The sequence below is a fragment of the Psychrosphaera algicola genome, assembly GCF_028401425.1.
GTDB classification, from domain to species: domain Bacteria; phylum Pseudomonadota; class Gammaproteobacteria; order Enterobacterales; family Alteromonadaceae; genus Psychrosphaera; species Psychrosphaera algicola.
This window is the reverse complement of record NZ_JAQOMS010000002.1, coordinates 1,941,810-1,960,499: the sequence shown is the minus strand read 5'-3', so window position 1 is coordinate 1,960,499 and position 18,690 is coordinate 1,941,810. Positions and strand designations below refer to the sequence as shown.

At 41.1% G+C, this 18,690-nt stretch carries 15 protein-coding genes and 7 pseudogenes; 7 read left to right on the top strand and 15 right to left on the bottom strand.

Annotated features, from left to right (window positions below; genetic code table 11):
• Positions 1–27: 27 nt before the first annotated feature.
• The 6 genes and pseudogenes from PN838_RS10460 to PN838_RS10435 all read right to left on the bottom strand — a co-directional run bounded on the left by PN838_RS10460 (position 28) and on the right by PN838_RS10435 (position 4,105).
• A pseudogene (locus PN838_RS10460) lies at positions 28–1,195 on the bottom strand (glutathionylspermidine synthase family protein).
• Entirely contained in the window at positions 1,195–1,824 is a 630-nt protein-coding gene (locus PN838_RS10455; RefSeq protein ID WP_215964006.1) for a DUF1190 domain-containing protein, read from the bottom strand. Before PN838_RS10455 ends, PN838_RS10460 begins: the two are co-directional and overlap by 1 nt.
• Positions 1,825–1,834: 10 nt before the next feature.
• Positions 1,835–2,248: a DUF350 domain-containing protein gene (locus PN838_RS10450; protein ID WP_215964005.1), complete on the bottom strand. Its 414-nt coding sequence runs from the start codon at positions 2,246–2,248 to the stop codon at positions 1,835–1,837.
• Positions 2,249–2,353: 105 nt separating this feature from the next.
• The gene (locus PN838_RS10445; protein WP_370661024.1) at positions 2,354–2,926 is read right to left on the bottom strand and encodes a YjfK family protein; all 573 of its coding nucleotides are present in this window, start codon (positions 2,924–2,926) and stop codon (positions 2,354–2,356) included.
• Between the two features lie 77 nt (positions 2,927–3,003).
• Positions 3,004–3,696, bottom strand: a pseudogene (locus tag PN838_RS10440) (PspA/IM30 family protein); the annotation flags it as partial.
• 4 nt (positions 3,697–3,700) lie between these two features.
• Positions 3,701–4,105, bottom strand: coding sequence for a DUF2170 family protein (locus PN838_RS10435; RefSeq protein ID WP_215964002.1), 405 nt, complete (start codon positions 4,103–4,105; stop codon positions 3,701–3,703).
• Between the two features lie 188 nt (positions 4,106–4,293).
• On the opposite strand from PN838_RS10435, the gene PN838_RS10430 reads away from it, so the two are divergent.
• Together PN838_RS10430 and PN838_RS10425 are read left to right on the top strand one after the other, a co-directional pair.
• Positions 4,294–4,566 carry a DUF6471 domain-containing protein gene (locus tag PN838_RS10430; protein ID WP_215964001.1) on the top strand — a complete coding sequence of 91 codons (273 nt, stop codon included), beginning with the start codon at positions 4,294–4,296 and terminating at the stop codon, positions 4,564–4,566.
• Between the two features lie 50 nt (positions 4,567–4,616).
• On the top strand, positions 4,617–5,027 hold the full coding sequence (locus tag PN838_RS10425; RefSeq protein WP_272180609.1) for a rhomboid family intramembrane serine protease: 411 nt from the start codon (positions 4,617–4,619) through the stop codon (positions 5,025–5,027).
• A 128-nt stretch (positions 5,028–5,155) separates the two neighbouring features.
• Here PN838_RS10425 and PN838_RS10420 read toward each other — a convergent pair whose 3' ends face one another.
• From PN838_RS10420 to hutC, 6 genes and pseudogenes are all read right to left on the bottom strand, one after another.
• On the bottom strand, positions 5,156–5,506 hold the full coding sequence (locus PN838_RS10420) for an MATE family efflux transporter (protein ID WP_272180608.1): 351 nt from the start codon (positions 5,504–5,506) through the stop codon (positions 5,156–5,158).
• Positions 5,507–5,595: 89 nt separating this feature from the next.
• Positions 5,596–6,030, bottom strand: coding sequence for a polysaccharide biosynthesis C-terminal domain-containing protein (locus PN838_RS10415; RefSeq protein ID WP_272180607.1), 435 nt, complete (start codon positions 6,028–6,030; stop codon positions 5,596–5,598).
• Between the two features lie 7 nt (positions 6,031–6,037).
• Positions 6,038–6,402 (bottom strand): annotated as a pseudogene (locus PN838_RS10410) (MATE family efflux transporter).
• A 352-nt stretch (positions 6,403–6,754) separates the two neighbouring features.
• Positions 6,755–8,260, bottom strand: coding sequence for a histidine ammonia-lyase (gene hutH / locus PN838_RS10405; RefSeq protein WP_272182564.1), 1,506 nt, complete (start codon positions 8,258–8,260; stop codon positions 6,755–6,757).
• 97 nt (positions 8,261–8,357) lie between these two features.
• Positions 8,358–10,030: pseudogene (gene hutU / locus PN838_RS10400) on the bottom strand (urocanate hydratase).
• Between the two features lie 102 nt (positions 10,031–10,132).
• Positions 10,133–10,840 carry a histidine utilization transcriptional repressor HutC gene (gene hutC / locus PN838_RS10395; protein WP_272182563.1) on the bottom strand — a complete coding sequence of 236 codons (708 nt, stop codon included), beginning with the start codon at positions 10,838–10,840 and terminating at the stop codon, positions 10,133–10,135.
• Positions 10,841–10,964: 124 nt separating this feature from the next.
• Between hutC and hutI the strand changes: the two are divergent.
• Positions 10,965–12,205: pseudogene (gene hutI, locus PN838_RS10390) on the top strand (imidazolonepropionase).
• Positions 12,206–12,308: 103 nt separating this feature from the next.
• On the opposite strand, the pseudogene PN838_RS10385 reads toward hutI, so the two are convergent.
• Together PN838_RS10385 and PN838_RS10380 are read right to left on the bottom strand one after the other, a co-directional pair.
• Positions 12,309–13,611: pseudogene (locus PN838_RS10385) on the bottom strand (inosine/guanosine kinase).
• A 302-nt stretch (positions 13,612–13,913) separates the two neighbouring features.
• The gene (locus tag PN838_RS10380) at positions 13,914–14,177 is read right to left on the bottom strand and encodes a GrxA family glutaredoxin (protein ID WP_272180606.1); all 264 of its coding nucleotides are present in this window, start codon (positions 14,175–14,177) and stop codon (positions 13,914–13,916) included.
• 175 nt (positions 14,178–14,352) lie between these two features.
• On the opposite strand from PN838_RS10380, the gene amrB reads away from it, so the two are divergent.
• From amrB to cspE, 3 genes are all read left to right on the top strand, one after another.
• Entirely contained in the window at positions 14,353–15,045 is a 693-nt protein-coding gene (amrB, locus tag PN838_RS10375) for an AmmeMemoRadiSam system protein B (RefSeq protein ID WP_215963992.1), read from the top strand.
• Between the two features lie 43 nt (positions 15,046–15,088).
• Positions 15,089–15,301 carry a DUF1289 domain-containing protein gene (locus PN838_RS10370; RefSeq protein WP_272180605.1) on the top strand — a complete coding sequence of 71 codons (213 nt, stop codon included), beginning with the start codon at positions 15,089–15,091 and terminating at the stop codon, positions 15,299–15,301.
• 331 nt (positions 15,302–15,632) lie between these two features.
• Complete coding sequence (gene cspE, locus PN838_RS10365) at positions 15,633–15,842, top strand: transcription antiterminator/RNA stability regulator CspE (protein ID WP_215963990.1); 210 nt, start codon at positions 15,633–15,635, stop codon at positions 15,840–15,842.
• Between the two features lie 49 nt (positions 15,843–15,891).
• On the opposite strand, the pseudogene queG reads toward cspE, so the two are convergent.
• Positions 15,892–17,050 (bottom strand): annotated as a pseudogene (gene queG, locus PN838_RS10360) (tRNA epoxyqueuosine(34) reductase QueG).
• A 78-nt stretch (positions 17,051–17,128) separates the two neighbouring features.
• Between queG and PN838_RS10355 the strand changes: the two are divergent.
• On the top strand, positions 17,129–18,625 hold the full coding sequence (locus PN838_RS10355; RefSeq protein ID WP_334313501.1) for an NAD(P)H-hydrate dehydratase: 1,497 nt from the start codon (positions 17,129–17,131) through the stop codon (positions 18,623–18,625).
• The last annotated feature ends 65 nt before the right edge of the window (positions 18,626–18,690 follow it).

The window sequence follows — 18,690 nt, the reverse complement described above, 5'->3', positions numbered from 1 at the left end:
TTTTTTATTCTAGGCCAAATTACTTAATTAGCCTAGAATTATATGGGGTAAAAAGCGGCTCATATCTTGAGTGACCGGGCTTTTGTCTTCACGGATGGAAATCCCAGCGGCGGTATCGTCTACCAACCAGCTTCCAATTAATGTGTAATTATCTGAAAACTTAGGTAAAAAATGAGTTGCTTGGTAGATAAAGCCTTCGTCTCCGTAGGGACCGTCAGATTCTGTTTTTTCTTTGCCACCGTTTATAATAGAGATATTTGCACCTTCTCGAGAAAATAGCGGCTTTTTAACTAAACTTGAAAAATTTGCAGCTTTGTTAAGCTCATCTTCAAAAAAGATGGCAAAAGATTCGGGTGATCTGGAAACATTTTCCAAAGAGCTGGCATCAAGGCTTTATTTGAAAGTACGGCTTTCCAAGGCGGTTCAATCCATCGAATGTTGTTTGTGCCAAGAAACTGACCATACTCTTCGGCCATCATAAACTCCCAAGGATACAGCTTAAACATCCAGGTAATAACTTGGTTGTCTAGGTCAGTGAAGTTGCCATTTTTATCAACCCCGATGTCTTCAACATAGACAAATTTACAGTTAACTCCTGCGGCGTTTGCACAGTCTTCTAAATATTGTACAGTGCCGCGGTCTTCTTCGGTGTCTTTACAACAGGCAAAATGTAAGGTGCGGTTTGGGGTTAATACTTGCAGGTCAAAAAATCGATTTACCAATTTTTCTTGAAGGCTATTGAATTGATCGGCGCCACGATTTAACTTGCCACCGTCGACATTATCTTGCAACCACAGCCATTGCCAGAATCCAGTTTCGTAAATACTGGTTGGTGTATCGGCGTTGTTTTCATAAAGTTTTGCAGGATTTTTTCCATCATAAGCAAAGTCGAGGCGCGAGTATAAACTAGGGTCGCCATTTAACTAGGAGTCACGAATAAACTCCCATTGATTCGGTGGCAGTTTAAACTTAGTTAACCATTCTTCGTCGTGAACAACCTGATTAACAACTTCGAGGCACATTTGATGAATTTCTTCGGTCGGTTGCTCTAAATCATTTTCGATTTGGTTCAACGAAAATTGGTAAAAAGCAGATTCGTCCCAGTAAGTTTCACCGTGCATCGTGTGAAATTTAAACCCGAATTCAGCCGCTTTTTTTGCCAATCTTTTCTTTGTTTAATATCCTGCCGAAGCATTAACCGCCCCAACCTTTAGAGCTTGATGATTTACCACCGCCCCAACTTGATTTGGCAGAAGCAACCGAGCCAAAACCACCACGTGAAACCGTCTTTGTGATTTTGGGTTTAGGTGATGTTGCTGATTTACTTACCTTAAACTTATTTTTACCGTACTTACCAATTGACGTACCGTCGGAAAGCATAAGTGTGTCGTGATAACGAGAATAAGGGCGGTTGTAACGATAGACTGGATTATACGAACCACCGTAGTAGTTTCTACTGCGGTCGAATAACAATTGATTAACGATGAAACCCGCCATAAATGGCATGAAAAACGAACCAGAACGGTCAGTTAAACATTGTTGTGGACCAAACTCAGATTCACATGAGGCCATCGATTTGTATTTTGGCCCTGTTTTTTCAGCTTCTTCAAGGGCTTTTTCATAAGCCACTTCGCACTGTGCCAACGTAAAGTCGGTATTGCTAACACAATCATCGACAGATTTAACAAAAGTCACTTCTTGCGAATTTCCACCACCACATGCAGATAACATCGCAGCGGCAACCGCTAACGTAATTGGCTTAACTAGATAGCTCGGTTTAATTTTGCGCATAGCGCTGAGATCGATAATTTTCGTCCGTTTCATATCGGTCTCCTTAGTAGCTCATGCAAGCCGCATTTAATACGCCTATTGCAACGTTAACTACGCCTAGCATGATGCCAGCACTCACTTCGTTGTCTTCTATGCGTTGTACAATTTTAGGCATAAATCCAAAGCGGATAATGGCAAAGGCCAAACATTGCGCAACTAATGCAATTAAGGCCCAAGTGGCGTAGTCGACAATTGAAATTGAGTTGGTTGCAGCGCCCGCGAGTGCAAGAGAAAAACCTAGAATAGCACCACCAAATCCAATTGCTGCAGCCGTACTCTTTTGTTCTTTAATTAGACGCCATTCGTCGTGAGGTGTCACTAACGTATATGCAAACTTGAAGATAAGTAAAAATGCAATCGATACGCTAAAGTAGAGTGCGAAATTAATCACGCCGCTAAGTAAGTCTTGATGTTCCATGTTGGTTCCTTGTTTAAACTGTTGTTTTTCTAACCGTGAATTTGTATTTGTGTCGCAGAAAGTGTTATCCCGGTGCTCATCACTAGGCAACGACTTAAATAACCGCTATGGTTCTAATTTTTCTTCAGCTGACAAAAATAATGATTCTGTATTATTACTCGAAATTGGTCGCTCGAACAACATCGTAAACTGATCTGTTTCACTCGACTCGCCATTTTCGTCAAATGTATTTTCACACATATGAACTGGATTATGATAAGTACCAGCGGACGTCCAGACTCGCTCAAACGTATGGTCGAGTAATTGATAGCTTGGTTGACCAATTTTGTTTTTCAACAAATCGTCCCATAATTCTTGGGTTGGGATGTCTTGCGTATCGTAAAAGTGGAATAATTTAACATCAATAATGTTGTGTTCTTCTTTACCACCTTCGGCGATGACTTGGAGAAATGCGTCGTCGTCGGTATAAAATCGAAAAACAAAAGTACCGTCCATATCGACTAAACCAGCAGCTTGGATAATGTGAGTTGGCGCGCAGCCATCTGTAATCAGTTCGCTTTCTGATAGTCGCAACAACAGTGGGTCGATGTCAAAACTGCCGCCAATGCGCAGGCCCATTATTTCCGGCGTTGCTACTTTGGCTTTTTCTTTTGACTTGCCAAATAATTTGCTAAACATAATGTTCTCTCTTGATTAGACAACTATTCTTATAACACAAAAAAGCAGCATAGAGTGATCTAGGCTGCTTTTTAAGTTTAATCGCAATTACGCTTTTTCTTGGCTAACAATTCAGCCAATTTGTCACTACCGCTTTTGTCACCACCTGAGCTTATGCCGGCTTGTTTTAAACGGTTTTCTAAATCGCCACCTGACTCTTCTTCAGCTAACTCTTCAGCGGCTTCAAGTTCGGCACTGCGCTGAGCTTGTTTGTCTTTTATACGTTCTAAACTATCCAAAGCTGTTTTTACTTTGCTGTTGGCGCCCATGTGTCTGCTAGATACAGCAACTTGTGCCTTTTGCACAGATTCTGTCGCTTTCACTTGGTCGATTTGTTGTTCCATACGACGAACATTATGTTTAGCTTTGCTTATATTAGCTTTTAACGTTTTTTCAGATGACGTAAAGCCAGCCAAAATTTGTTGTTCAGTAGTTAACGAGTTTTCTAAATCAGCTACTCGTTCTGCACATTCAATCGCTAATGCTTCATCGCCTTTTTCGCTCGCTGCTATTGCGTGATCAGTGTAAGTCGCAACGTCATTTTGTAACGCTTTAACTTTCGATTCTGCCATTTTACGTTTGGCCATAATCTTTGTTAGGTTTTCGTCACAAGCACGAAGTTCTGATTTTGCATCACGTAATTCTTGATCCAAAATGCGAATTGATTGGCTATCAGCAACGGCTTCGATACCTTCGTTTGCTGCACCACGTAATGCGTTCCATAATTTTTTAAGCTCATGCTGCGTGCTCCTGTGTCAGGTATTGGTTATATAAATCTAAAAACTCGCCTGTATTGGCAAATAGTGTTTCAATTTCTTCTATTACTACAGAGTCTTTACTGTCGACGGACAATGCGCCGAATGCGACGTAGTAATCTTCGTTGCCTATTTTGTTAATGCATATAGCGGTTAACGGCAGTAAGTGATGTGAACGCAGAATAAGCGCATCTAAAGCGGCTACATCTGATACATCGCTGGCCGGAAACAAAGCTGTTTCAACAATAATTTGTTGATTTCCGACATAGACAAAAGCATCAATGCCTTCGTCATTTGCAATTGTTAGGCAATCGCCTTCTGCTTCAACAACCCAGTTGGACTGTTCTTGGGCGAGATCTTTTAAAGTTGTGTTACTCCAGCTCATGTTAGCTTCCTTAATATGTTTGTGTAACATAGGTCACGAATATAGCACTATGTTTTGTTATGTCAATAAAGAAACACAAAAATTGCGAATTGATTCTTTTTTGTGTTATAAATTATGTTCTGAAACGTGATCAGTCTATACCATCAATATTAAGACTGGATCACACTATTTCAATAGAAGGTTGTGAGATGGATCAAACTCAAAGTGTGAATAATCGAAAAGCAATGACGCCCTATAAGCAAGCCATTGCCAGATATATACGTTCAGCTATGATGCTAAAAGGATTAAAATACAATGATTTAGCAGAGAAATTGGAAGTCGTTGGCACTGTAATGACGCCTGAAAATCTGCGCAGTAAAGTGAGTAAAGGCATGTTTTCTGCCGATTTATTTGTTGCCATTGTACAAGTATTAGATGTAGAAGATGTGGCATTAGCTGAAATCATTAAGCAATTGGACTAATCGATGACCAAAAAATCATCCCTAAAGATATCTTTATTCTTTTAGCAATTATGTGGGCTGTTTTTGTTATTGATGTTTTATTGGTGGGTATAAGCCTAAATCAGTTTGGTATTCGTCCTCGGCGCCTAGATGGTTTATTCGGCATGATATTTTCCCCGTTCCTGCATGGTGGTATCGGTCATATTGTTTCAAATAGTATTGCGCTGCTGGGGACAGGCATATTGGTGAGAATGGCAGTTGGCAGTAAACGTGCTCGATTAGTTATGTTATTTAGCGTTATTGGATCTGGCATCGGGACTTGGTTATTTGCTCAGGCGGGAGTTGTAGTTGGCGCATCTGGTCTAGTTTATGGTTTATTAGGATTTTTGTTTGGATACGCTTTTTTCATCCAAGCATTAAAAGCTGGGCCATTGCGATTGTCTCGTTGTTTCTATTTGGTGGTGCGGTTTTATCGATACTGAGCTTTAACCCATATATATCTTGGGCTGCGCATTTCTGGGGATTTGTCAGTGGGGTTGGTACCGCATATTTAATTAAACGATACTTTTCCCCAACTGAGCCGGAAACAGGTACAAAGTTAAACGATTGATTAATGTGTTAGGTTGCGGATCCAGCGTTTACTGCGCATCCGCCAACCAAACATTACGCCTTTAGCTAATTCTTCTGAATAAGAAATTAAAACAACCCATTTGAAGTCAAGGTGCCAATAAAATGCGGCAAGCCATGTAAGTGGCAAACTGATCAGCCACATACAGGTTGTATCCGTAATTAAACAATATCTATTATCCCCACCTGCACGAAGGACTCCCATCGCAAGGGTTAAATTAATCACCTTCAACCACGCAAAACCGGCAATAATGAAAAATATTTGATGAGACATTGCTAACGTAACGGGCGACACGCCTTCATAGGGAGACAATATTAAATCCCGAAAAGCCATGACAATCAATCCAATAACTATGGCTACAAGCGGTGATAGAAAGGTAAATGTTTTGGCAACTTCCTAGGCTTGTTGATTTCGTTCCGCCCCTAAATGTTGGCCAATGGTAATTGAACATGCCGCAGCAATACCAAAAAGAGTGATAAAAACATGCCTTCTAATGGCAGTAACATACTGATTACGGCGAGTTCATTTGTTCCAAGTCGACCGAAAATTAACTGATAACAAAATGAACCTAATGCCCACACGCCAAAACTAAACATCATAGGCACAATAAGAATAATCAATTTACGCCATTCTTTTAAATCATTGGCTTGGTAAAAATCAGTTAATCGAACGGCCAAGAAGTGGTCCATTTTGACTAACATAACGACCATAACAACCGCTTGTACACCTCTTGATATCGTTGTTGCCAAGGCCGCACCTGCAACTCCCATAGCCGGGACGCCAAAACCACCGTTAATTAACCACAGGTTTAAAACAATATTAAGAATTATTGCGACAACACTAAACAGTAATGGCAATTTCTACCTAGTTAACACTTCGCAAAGCATTTTCAAGGATCTGAATAACCGCAACAAAAATGAGGCTTGGTGCGGCTAACCATAGGTACGTCGTGCCTAGCTCAATGACTTCAGAATCGGTAGAACCAAAGCCTATAATGTCACTGGCAAAAAAGTAATTAGCAATAATTATAGGCAGTAGGGCAACGACAGAGATTGAAAATCCAATAACAATGGTTCGTCTTATTTTATGGGTTTGTTGCGCACCGTAGTACTGCGCAGATAAAATCCCGACCCCCAACTGAGGCCAAAAATTATTACCATAACAACAAATAAAACGCGATTGCCGAGGCCTACGGCACCAATGGCAGCATCGCCTATATGACTGACCATGATAACGTCGATCATGCCAAGTAAAGTCACTAATGTGTTTTGTAATGAGATTGGCCAACCTAGTTTGATGGCATCAATCATTTGGCGTTTTCTAGACATAATGTCCTTGAAGTATCCTTGTTTTTAGTGCGGGGCAGCATCATTGGAAAAATAAGCGTAGATATTACTCCATTTGTCATTTTTTGGTTTATGTTTTTGAAGAAACTAGGGACTGATTTTACGTATTTTTGAATTGCACAGTACTGTTTCAGCCTAAAGTTCCAGTTGGGAAGTGGATCTAAGTATTAAAATAGAAAAGGCACAACCATAGTTGTGCCTTTTTACGGATGATAATGGTTTTATGAATACCAGTTTAATGCAATAAATCTGCGAGGGCGCGTGCTTGCAATAACTGTTTTGCTTTTTCCATATCCGGTGCGAAATAACGATCTTCGTCGTAAAATGGCACAACAGCTCGTAATCGAGACTTGCCTATTTCCACTAATTTTGAGGATTCTAGTGGGGTTCTAAAATCAAGGCCTTGGCATGCCGCTAACCATTCTACAGCTAAGATCGTGAAGGTATTTTCAGCCATGTCAGATAAACGTCTGGCTGCAAATGTTGCCATTGATACATGATCTTCCTGATTAGCACTGGTTGGCAAAGAATCTACAGAGGCCGGGTGGGCAAATGTTTTATTCTCAGAAGCCAGTGCCGCCGCAGTAACTTGAGCAATCATAAAGCCTGAATTTAGCCCGCCGTTTTCAACTAAAAATGGGGGTAATTTGCTGAGGTTTGAATCTATCAACATCGCCATTCGACGCTCTGATAATGCCCCAATTTCGCTAATCGCTAGTGCCATATTGTCGGCGGCCATAGCGATAGGTTCAGCATGAAAATTACCACCTGAGATAATATCGGTACTTTCATCAGAGATAAAAATGAGCGGGTTGTCAGTTACCCCGTTTGCTTCTATCGTTAATACCTCAGCGCTATTTCTTATCTGTTGTAAACACGCACCTAGCACCTGCGGTTGGCAACGAAGTGAATAAGGGTCTTGGACTTTTTCGCAATTGACATGAGAGTTGCCGACCTCTGAGCCGTCCCCAAGGACATCTCTAAATGCCGCGGCAATATCGATTTGTCCTTGTTGTCCACGGGCTAAGTGAATTCGTTCGTCAAATGGTGAGCGCGAACCCATCGCCGCTTCTACTGTAGTTGCGCCAATCATAATTGACGATGCAAGTAAGTCTTGAGCAAAAAAGTAACCTTGAAGTGCCAATGCCGTAGACGTTTGTGTGCCGTTCAATAGCGCTAACCCCTCTTTTGGAGCAAGTTCGATTGGCTCTAGGCCAGCGTATTTCATGCCTTCTAAACCTGTGTGGATTTTACCGTTTATGGTCACTTCCCCTTCACCCAATAGGGGCAGTACAAGGTGCGCTAGCGGCGCCAAATCACCTGATGCGCCAACAGAGCCTTTTTCAGGAACACATGGGTATACTTCATGGTTAAGTAAGGTTATGAGGGCTTGAATGACTTGTAAACGAATCCCGGAATAGCCACGGGCAAGTGAATTAATCTTAAGGGCCATCATGAGTCTGACAACACGATCAGACAAATACTTGCCAGTACCGGCTGCATGAGACAAGACGATTTTCCGCTGTAAAACCGCTAACTCTTCTTTTGAAATTCGGGTATTTGCCAGCAAACCAAAACCGGTATTAATGCCGTAAACAACACGGTCTTCGTCAATCACTTGTTGTACTGCTTTTTGCGATTGATTGATGGCGTCAAAACAAGTTGGGTCTAATTCAAGTTGCGTTGGAGAATCAAATATACGGCGCATTTGTTCTAGTGTTAACGTACCTATGGTGACAATTTTAGTGTGTACATTGGGTAACCTTTTTAAATCTTATGGCTCACATTATTGAGTGAGCGTATTGAATTAATCGAATCGTTCGATAACCTCGCCTGAACTAAAGGTCGATGGACGGCAAATTAAGCCCTTGTTCTTTTGCGCATGTTTTTGCGATGTCATATCCCGCGTCGGCATGTCGCATAACGCCAGTCGCTGGGTCATTCCATAACACGTTGGCGATTCGTTTACCGGCTTCATCTGTACCGTCGGCGACAATTACAACACCAGAATGTTGACTAAAGCCCATTCCAACACCACCACCGTGATGAAGAGAAACCCATGTTGCACCGCCTGCTGTATTTAATAAGGCATTTAATAATGGCCAATCAGAAACCGCATCTGAGCCATCTAACATGGCTTCGGTTTCGCGGTTTGGACTGGCAACCGAACCGCTGTCTAAATGGTCACGGCCAATAACTACAGGTGCCGATAATTCACCTGATTTCACCATTTCGTTAAAGGCCAGTGCGATACGCGCACGGTCTTTTAACCCAATCCAGCAGATGCGAGCAGGCAATCCCTGAAATTGAATTCGTTCACGTGCCATATCTAACCAATTGTGTAAGTGTGGATTATCCGGAATAAGTTCTTTTACTTTAGCGTCTGTTTTGTAGATATCTTCCGGATCACCAGATAACGCCACCCAACGGAATGGCCCTATGCCTTCGCAAAACAGTGGTCGCACGTAAGCCGGTACAAATCCTGGGAAGTCAAACGCGTTGGTGACACCTTCTTCTAATGCCATTTGACGGATGTTGTTACCGTAATCTGTGGTCGCAGCACCGGCAGATTGCAAATCCAACATAGCTTGAACTTGAACTGCCATGGATTGCTTTGCGGCTTTAACGACGGCAGCTTCGTCTTTTAGACGCATTTCTTTAGCGTGTTCCATTGTCCAGCCAATGGGTAAGTAACCATTAAGTGGGTCGTGAGCAGAAGTTTGGTCGGTGACGATATCCGGGGTTATGCCGCGTTTTACTAGCTCAGGGAAAATATCTGCGGCATTACCTAAAAGGCCAACTGAAATGGCTTCGCCGTTTTTGGTTGCCTCATTTATCATGGATAATGCTTGATCTAGCGTTGTCGCTTTTTATCGACGTATCGGGTGTTAATTCTGAAATCAATGCGTGATTCATCACATTCCACTACCAGCGCTGAAAAGCCCGCCATAGTGGCTGCTAATGGCTGTGCGCCACCCATGCCACCGAGTCCACCAGTTAATACCCAACGTCCTTTGGCTTCACCATTAAAGTGTTGTTTTGCCATTGCAACAAATGTCTCATAAGTCCCTTGGACTATGCCTTGAGAGCCAATGTAGATCCAGGATCCCGCGGTCATTTGGCCGTACATCATCAAGCCTTTTTTGTCGAGTTCGTTGAAGGTTTCCCAGTTGGCCCAATGCGGCACTATGTTGGAGTTTGCGATTAATACTCTAGGCGCGTTTTCGTGAGTATTAAACACGCCAACTGGTTTACCTGATTGAACCAGTAAAGTTTGATCATTTTCGAGTTGATCTAATACTTCTATAATTTTGTCGTACGACGGCCAATCACGCGCAGCTCGTCCAATACCACCGTATACGACGAGGTTTTGCGGATGTTCAGCTACGTCATTATCTAGGTTGTTCATTAACATGCGTTTGGCTGCTTCTGTTAACCAAGATTTCGCTGTGATAGTTGAGCCGGTAGGGGCTTTGATATTGCGTGTTGGGTCTAATCTTTCATTTTTCATATTTTATTCTCTCTTTTAGAGGGGTAAAATTGGTTTTATTATTGTTATTTTTACCAAACTATTGTTGTAGAACGTCATGGGTATTTTGCTTTATCAGGGTTTTTAATTGTCGGAAAAGGTCAGTTGTCCACTTAGTCGATAGCTAGAACCCGGATAGATAATTCGTGCGAAGCACACAACGCCTTGTTTGCTTGAAGTGCGTCTAATGAGTTGCAAACAAGGTTCTTCTTTCACTAATTTTAGCCAATCACATACTTGTTGGGTTGAAGATATGGCTTCTATCGTGTGACGAGCTTCGGTTAGCGGTGCAACTTGCGATAGATATTCGTGCGGCGAAATTTCAGTGTAGTCTTGACCTAAATAATCGGGGGCCATTTCAGGGTTCACAAATCGCTCTTCCACTTGCACAGGCTTGCCGTTTTCGTTATGAACGATGACTGAATGGTGTACTTGCGCCCCTATTTTTACATCAAGGGCAATAGCAGTGGCTGCAATTGCATCGATTTCACCCAGTTCAATAACTGTTGCAGAATATTCATGACCTCGTTCTTTTATCTCATCTGCGATATCACGAATTTCAAACATGGAGCCTTGAGACTTTAACGAAGCTACGTAAGTACCTGAACCTTTCGTTCGCACCAAAATGTCTTTTTGGCTTAATTCTTCTAATGCACGGCGTGCTGTCATCCTTGAAACACTGAATTCTTCAGCCAATTTGTTTTCTGATGGTACGGGAGCATTTTCTTGCCATTCGCCAGATTCGATCTTTTCTAAGATGTATTTTTTTATTAGCTCAAATTTTGCTGCCATACTTGATTCAATCCAATTTGTCACATTAGCGATTAAATGAGAAAATGCCACAATAAAGATGTATATACAACTTTTAAATTGTTGTATGGTTGCATTCCAAACGAAAAATTAAGGATCTGTTTAGATGAATTTACAGACTGAAAATCAAGTGGTTGATTTACTGATAAAAAATGTAAATCTGATGACGATGGACGAGAGTGTCTCGGCGTCGTATGGTTTGATCGAGCACGGTTGTATTGCGTTACGTCATGGCAATATCGTTTGGTTAGGCCCAGAGTCAACGGCTCCTGAGTTTGAAGCCGCTGAAATTATTGACGGTAATGGCCACTATTTATCACCAGAGCTAATTGATTGTCATACCCATTTGGTTTTTGCCGGCTCCCGAGCTAAAGAATTTGAGCAGCGGTTGACAGGCGTTAGTTATCAGCAAATTGCGGAGCAGGGCGGCGGGATCTTGTCCACAGTTCGAGCAACGCGAGCGGCACATGAAGAACAACTATTAGTTAGTGCGACAAAGAGAGTTAGACAGCTAATTTCCGAAGGCGTAACTACAGTGGAAATCAAATCAGGTTATGGTCTCGATACTGACAATGAAATCAAAATGTTACGTGTAGCTAGTCAGCTAAAGGCACAATTGCCTGTGTCGGTTTCACGCACGTTTTTAGGAGCCCATGCGTTGCCTCCTGAATTTGCTGGCCGTGCTGATGATTACATTAACTATTTAATTACCGATACCTTACCTAAAGTCGTGGAACTTGATTTAGCCGATTCGGTCGATGGATTTTGTGAAGGCATTGGGTTTTCACGAGCGCAAATGTCACGGTTATTTGCCGTAGCAGATGAGTTGGGTTTGCCTGTAAAGTTGCACGCTGAACAACTGAGTGATTTAAGTGGCGCTGAGTTAGTGGCTGAATTTGATGGCCTATCGGCGGATCATTTGGAGTATTTGTCTGAGCAAAGCATAAAACAAATGGCACATAAAAACACTGTGGCCGTATTATTACCTGGGCATTTTATACATTGAGTGAAACTAAGTTACCGCCTATTTTTGCGCTTCGGGAGCACAATGTCCCCATTGCCATCGGCAGTGATTATAATCCAGGCTTCGTCGCCGTTATGCTCATTAAAACTCATGTTACATATGGCATGTACCCAATTTAAGTTAACGCCAGAAGAAGCAACAAAAGGGGTTACGTTAAATGCAGCTAAAGCACTGGGACTTACAGATAGAGGCGTGTTGAAAGTAGGTAAAAAGCAGATTTGTGCTTATGGGAAATTGAACATCCAGCTGAGCTTGCCTATACGTTCGGTGTCAATCCTTTGGTTAAAAGTTGGCAAAATGGCCAGTTAGTAATCAACAATTAGTTTATAAAAAACAATGTATTCATCAAAAAAATGCCCACTAATTTTTAGTGGGCATTTTATTAGGTGTTTCGTATTAATTACTCTGCTCGAACTTAAATAGCAACTAGTGCCAATAAGCCGATTCTAAGTTATCTTCGCGTTCTGGTAAGCCTTTAGATAAACGTGGAGAGCTTTGAGATAACACCTCAAAACTAACACGATTGGCGTATTTACAAATTTGAGCCAACGACGAGTATGTTAATGCTGGCACAACATGTTTACTCGACTCTGGTACGTTCATGCGGTGGTAGTCAATAGCAGCGATATCATGTAACAACGCGGCTAATGCGCCATCACCAGCCCCATTTGTATTGGTGATTTTTTCAGGACCACCCATATACGGTGCGATATAAGAATAGATTTTAATAGGTTTATCACAAACGGCACGACTTAATGGGCGGGAAAACTCATATCGATTAAATTCGCTAATCGAACTTGGCAGCAACGGACGCTGCGTTTCACGTTTGTATTTTTCATCGGTGTAACCTGCCATATAAAGTCCCACAGGACCCGCAGTGCAAAGCACTAAGTCAACGAGTTCTAACATTCGTTCACAGGCGATAAGTGGATCGTTACTGCCAACAAGGGCTTCAGCTTCATCTTCATTCATTGCGATAATTTGCACATGTTGCTTGATAAAGTCGCGCCACCATTGTGGTTTTTCTTCGATGACAAATCGAGTACCTAAACTGAGTACAACAGGGACATTGTGTTTGTTGGCGTACTCTATAGCCTGAAGAGTCGCTTTATCTAATGTGTCGTCACCTGTACAACGAGTAAAATAGGCGCTGATAACAAATGCACTGGCGTTTTTAATCAAATCTTCATTGATAAAATCCGGGGTAAGTTTGTTCATCACACCGGAGTCAATCGCAAAGGTACGTTCGCCGTCTGGTGTAATTAAGGTGAATGCACGACCTATTGCACCATCGACGGGTTGTAACTGTTGCAAGTCAACTTTTGACGACGTATTGCATAAGTAGCGATAGGCGTAATTACCTACTTGAATGTTTTTACTCATCACACCATAGAGCACCGAACGGTCATCTGCTAAAACAGAATAGTTGTGAAGTGTATTACCAATCGTACCACCTGCGTGTTGATCAGTGATTAGTTTCTGTTCAAGTAAATATTCATATAGCTTTTCAGCAAGGTCTGGGGCAACTAATTGCGACTGTCCGACTTTTAAGCTGAACTGGTCGAGCAATTCTTGGCTCACATCTGCTCTCGATATCAACAATGGTTTGGTCAATGCCAACTACATAAGGATGTTTTAATAAAACATCGGTATCGATCTTGTTACTGACAGGATCTTTTTGTTCAACAGGGAAATAATGTTTGTACTTTCGACGTCCGGGAAATCGCATAATATCTGAGGCAGTTGTAAAAAAGCGAAGAATAGCTGATCCCAACCGTTTTTAACATGAGTTTTAACGGTTTATAGAAGATAATATTGACAATATAGCGGCTAATTCGAAGACGTTAGCTTAGCCTTTACTAATAAAAAGCTAATTTAGAAGACATAATTTAATATTTTGTTTAATAAAAAACACTAAAATTCAATTTGTTACATTTTAACTACGATTGTTTCCAACAAGTTAATGCAATTTGTTTACACAATAAATAGATGAAAACGCCCTTAACAGTTAACGTAAGGACGTTGACAAATTTATTGATATAACGCTAGGTTTTCTTTTGCGTAAGCTTCAAATTCTGTGCAACCGCCAACATGTGTTTGGTCTACAAAAATCTGTGGAACTGTTTCAACAGGCTTACCAACGGTTTTTTCTAAGTCCGCTTTACTAATGCCTTCAGCATGAATGTCGACATAGCGAAACTTAAAATCGTCTAGTTGTTCAACTAGTTGTTCAGCGATCTCTTTCGCTCTAACGCAATATGGGCATCCTGGACGACCAAATATAACTGTAAACATAATCTTTTCCTCTAAGTTGGTATGTGAGCAGTATATTGCTTCCTGCTTAAAATTAATATTTACAAAAATCGATAGTCATCATTGAATAAATGAATCGTAGAAAATGTCGATTTAAATTAGCTGTAATCTCGTTGTCATCTATACTATTCTATATGTTTACAGACAGAGTTGTTTAATGGTCATTCGTCCAGCATGTGCCGCAGGTCATAATTATCCTGCCGACGCTGATGAGCTCATCACCGTTGTAGCCAAGTTGTTATTGGCTTACCCAATAGCGAATGTACAGCCCTATGCGTTAGTCGTTCCTCACAATGCGATACAAAATTGTGGTGAGATAACCGCTGCCGCCTATAGGCACCTTTCAAAAGTGTCTTCTGTAATCGATCAAGTGGTTGTGATTAGCTGCATAGAAGGCGAGTCTACTGGCATTCATGTACCGGCATGTGATCAATTCACCACGCCTCTAGGTGCAGTCCCAATTAACAAGTGCCTAAGTACGCAGTTGCAAAAATTACCTTTTGTTGTTGCAGATGATACTGCGCATTACCACTCTGCTCGGATTGAAGTTCAGTTGCCCTATCTACAAACGTGTTTAACCGATTTTTCGATTATGCCGGTATTAATTGGTGATGTTCCTAGCGATGAATTAAGTTTGTTTTTCCATAGCTTACCAACAAGTCGAAATACTCTTATTATTTTGTCTTTGGATGTTAAAGAACAAGATATTGAAGAAGCCGACCTAGACGAACAAAGTTTATTTGTTTCTTTTCTCGAATTTTGTAATGACGTGAAATGGCAAATTAAGCCCGCTTTGGCGGAAACTGAATTTACTGACCAAAATGTTGCTACAAGTTTTATTGCCCATTAATTCTACTTTAGATGTTTAGCACCTTTCTCATAGGAAAACTGTTATGACGGAAATCTCATCTCCGTGTATTCGTAATTGTTGCTTGAACGCAGAAGATGTTTGTTTAGGTTGTTTTCGGACGATCACCGAAATTTGTGCATGGACTAGTTATACCAATAAAGAACGGGAAAACGTATTGGCAAAGTGTGGTTCTCGTCAGCTAGACATGATTGATAAACAGGAAAAATCCACCAAAGTACAACCAAATTCAAAATGATATTAGTACGAAATTGTCTTATAAATGCGCAAAGGATCAGGCCTTATAGGCAAAATGAGTATTAAAAAGAGCTAGATAATAAAAAATTAATTTAACAGTCATCGATAATTCATTAGCATTCAAATTCAATTGTGGTAACGTTATTAGGTCTTTAATTAGACAGATTACATTGTTAGATGCTTCTGTTAGATACATGCTTATAAAATTCGTTTCGTCTTAGATACGTTGAGTTGTATAGCTAGAAAGTTACCGTGCAATTATCACTGTCTGGTTAGGGATATTTGCGACGATTGGTGTCGCTTTAAGTTAATATATAAAGTTAGAGGTTTTTATGTCTAAGACGACAGGCACAGTAAAATGGTTCAATGAATCAAAAGGTTATGGATTTTTAACTCAAGATGACGGTGGTCAGGACGTATTCGTTCATTTCCGCGCAATAGTTGGTGATGGGTTCAAAACTCTGAAAGAAGGCCAACCTGTGTCATTTGAAGTTGAAGATGGTCAAAAAGGATTACAAGCGGCGAACGTAGAGCCACAGTAATTTGGATGATTGTCAACGTGCTCGTTTAGAGCACGTTATTTCCACTTGCCTACCTTGCATCTCTAGGTAGCCCTATGTCTATTGCTTTAATCAGTCTTTGAAGCTTCCGCGGTTTCTCATCTGTTTTACCATTTAACTTATCAAACTTTAATTGTTGCTCAGCCAATGCCCAGTCAATGTGTTCATCAACTAGGTCACTGATCTGATTTTGTTTTTGCTGTAGTGCGTTAACTATGGTTAATGAAAAAGCGGCATTTCCTAATGCAATTGCAATATTTCTGCTCCAACTTTCAAAACCAATGCGTCTTATTGGCGAGCCTTCAGTATTTTTAGAAATTCGGATTCGGTCCATTGCCATAACGCCAAAAGTGATTTGGCGGTTAACTGTGCCCTTGGTGTAAAGTCATCTTCATTCGTTAGTTGCCCTTGGCGAGTCCATGGGCAGATCAGTTGGCAGTCATCACAACCATAAATTCTATTGCCCATCGCACGTCGATATTCAACAGGAATTGACCCTTTTAGTTCGATTGTTAAATACGAAATGCATTTTCGGCTATCAACGACATAAGGTTCGACAATCGCGCCGGTTGGGCACGTTGTAATACACGCCACACATTTTCCACATTGCTCTTCAACTGGCATATCGGCAGGCAAAGGTAATGGTAAAAATAGTTCCCCTAAAAAGAACCAACTACCTGCCTCCTCATTTATTATAAGTGAGTGTTTACCAACCCAACCTAACCCCGCTTTTTCTGCGATAGGACGTTCTAGTACGGGAGCGGAATCTACAAATGGACGGAAGTTCAGTGTTTCGTTACCAATTTCCGCGGCAATTTTTTGACCAAGTTTTTTAATTTGTTACGTACCAGTTTATGGTAGTCACGGCCTAAAGCATATCGGCTAATAAAAGCTAAATTATCATCTTCAAGTGTTGCTGCAAACTTGGCATCAGCGGGTAAATAGTTAAGTCGAACAGAGACTATAGAGACGGTTCCGGGTAGCAATTCTGATGGGCGAGTTCGCTTTGTGCCATGGCGAGCCATAAATTCCATTTCACCGTGGTAATTTTTATCCAACCACTGTTGAAACTTATCTTCATGTTTTGTTAAATCTATGTCCGAAATTCCGACTTGCTGAAATCCAAGTTCCTGTCCCCAAATCTTGATATTTTTGGCAAGTTGGTAATAGTTAGTTGTAGAAGCACTCAAAATAGTTGCACATCCAATGATATATAAAGAAACCATAGACACTTTACCATCGAACCTATACTTAGCTGAACAAATAAAATTGGGGAAATCAAATGTGCTGAGCAGCAGGGTATAGATATGTACCAACTGATGGAAGCGGCAGGTCACGCTGTTTTTGATTGTGTTCTTGCTAAATATTCTCATGCTAATCATATTATTGTGCTTGCTGGCACAGGCAATAATGGCGGTGATGCATACGTTGTTGCGCGTTTGATTAATCACTCTAATATGCCAGTGACTGTGTTTTCACCTAAGCCGCAATCTAAACTTCGAGGAGACGCAGAAATTGCTCGGCAGTCGTTTTTATCCCATGGCGGCACAATAGTTGGGTTAGAAAAATTGCCAGATCTTGTTGATGAATTACATCCTAGTTTGTTAATAGATGGACTATTGGGGACTGGTTTTGATGGAGCGTTAAGAGATGAATATCGCGTTGCCTTAGAATTTATTAGTACGCTGTCACTCCCAATAATTGCTATCGATTTACCAAGTGGTTTAAACGGTGATACTGGGCATGTTGTTGATTTTGCTATTAAAGCTACCTATACAGTCACCTTCGTTGGCCTAAAAGTTGGACTGGTTACTGGTGATGGTCCAGATTATTGTGGCACGTTATTGTTTTCTGGTTTAGGAATCGAGCAGTGTTTAAATCATTCAAATATTGCGACGGCGACTTGGTTAAAATCCCCCATACAAGCCCAACTACAGAAACGAAAATTTAATAGTCACAAGGGCAGTTTTGGGCATGTCGTCTGTATTGGTGGCGCGGTAGGTATGCCCGGCGCTATTTTTATGGCAGCTAAGTCCGTATTGCGTTCTGGGGCTGGCAAAGTGACGGTGATCACACATCCACAAAATGTCACTTTGATTAACAGTTTAGCGCCTGAATTAATGGTTTTTGGCAGTGATGGCGAAATGGACCAGTCCATAAAAGACAGAATTAGCCACGCCGATATTTTGGTCGTTGGCCCTAGTTTGTCTGTCGCGCCTTGGGGAGAAAGTGTTTTCACTCAATTGGTCGCTGATGATTTATTAGCGCATATTCCAACCATACTTGATGCGGATGCACTAAATTTACTTTGCAAGTATTACGATCCTCTTGTTAAGAATAAAAACTTAAATAAATGGGTATTAACACCACATCCACTTGAAGCTGCTCGTTTGTTGGATATTTCCGTTCTTGATGTCAGTAAAAATCGCGTCGCTATAGCTCGGGATATTGCTCACAAATTTGGTGCGGTTGTCGTGTTAAAAGGTTGCGGTAGTATTATTACCGACGGCGTTAATGTTGCGATCAATGGATCAGGTAATCCGGGTATGGCAACAGCAGGAATGGGGGATGTTTTAGCGGGTGTAATTGCGGGTGTTATGACAAATTTTGACAAAAATGAGACAGCGCTACAAAAAAGTACACAAAAAGCGGTATTTTTACACGGTTTAGCAGGAGATATTACTGCAAAAAATGGCGAAATCGGTATTATATCCACCGATGTCATTGAATTAATGCCACAGGCACTTGATATCTGTATTAAGTAAATTGATTTGTTATATTATTTGCACATAAAATTGCGTAAAATTAAGGGTTGAATTCGACCCTTAAT

What these genes read in the sequence shown, in the direction of transcription:
- PN838_RS10445 (WP_370661024.1), bottom strand. Translation starts at nt 2,926, where the DNA reads ATGTTTAGCAAATTATTTGGCAAGTCAAAAGAAAAAGCCAAAGTAGCA.
- hutC (WP_272182563.1), bottom strand. Translation starts at nt 10,840, where the DNA reads ATGGCAGCAAAATTTGAGCTAATAAAAAAATACATCTTAGAAAAGATC.
- cspE (WP_215963990.1), top strand. Translation starts at nt 15,633, where the DNA reads ATGTCTAAGACGACAGGCACAGTAAAATGGTTCAATGAATCAAAAGGT.
- PN838_RS10450 (WP_215964005.1), bottom strand. Translation starts at nt 2,248, where the DNA reads ATGGAACATCAAGACTTACTTAGCGGCGTGATTAATTTCGCACTCTAC.
- amrB (WP_215963992.1), top strand. Translation starts at nt 14,353, where the DNA reads ATGGTCATTCGTCCAGCATGTGCCGCAGGTCATAATTATCCTGCCGAC.
- PN838_RS10420 (WP_272180608.1), bottom strand. Translation starts at nt 5,506, where the DNA reads ATGGCTTTTCGGGATTTAATATTGTCTCCCTATGAAGGCGTGTCGCCC.
- PN838_RS10425 (WP_272180609.1), top strand. Translation starts at nt 4,617, where the DNA reads ATGTGGGCTGTTTTTGTTATTGATGTTTTATTGGTGGGTATAAGCCTA.
- PN838_RS10455 (WP_215964006.1), bottom strand. Translation starts at nt 1,824, where the DNA reads ATGAAACGGACGAAAATTATCGATCTCAGCGCTATGCGCAAAATTAAA.
- PN838_RS10435 (WP_215964002.1), bottom strand. Translation starts at nt 4,105, where the DNA reads ATGAGCTGGAGTAACACAACTTTAAAAGATCTCGCCCAAGAACAGTCC.
- PN838_RS10370 (WP_272180605.1), top strand. Translation starts at nt 15,089, where the DNA reads ATGACGGAAATCTCATCTCCGTGTATTCGTAATTGTTGCTTGAACGCA.
- PN838_RS10430 (WP_215964001.1), top strand. Translation starts at nt 4,294, where the DNA reads ATGGATCAAACTCAAAGTGTGAATAATCGAAAAGCAATGACGCCCTAT.
- PN838_RS10380 (WP_272180606.1), bottom strand. Translation starts at nt 14,177, where the DNA reads ATGTTTACAGTTATATTTGGTCGTCCAGGATGCCCATATTGCGTTAGA.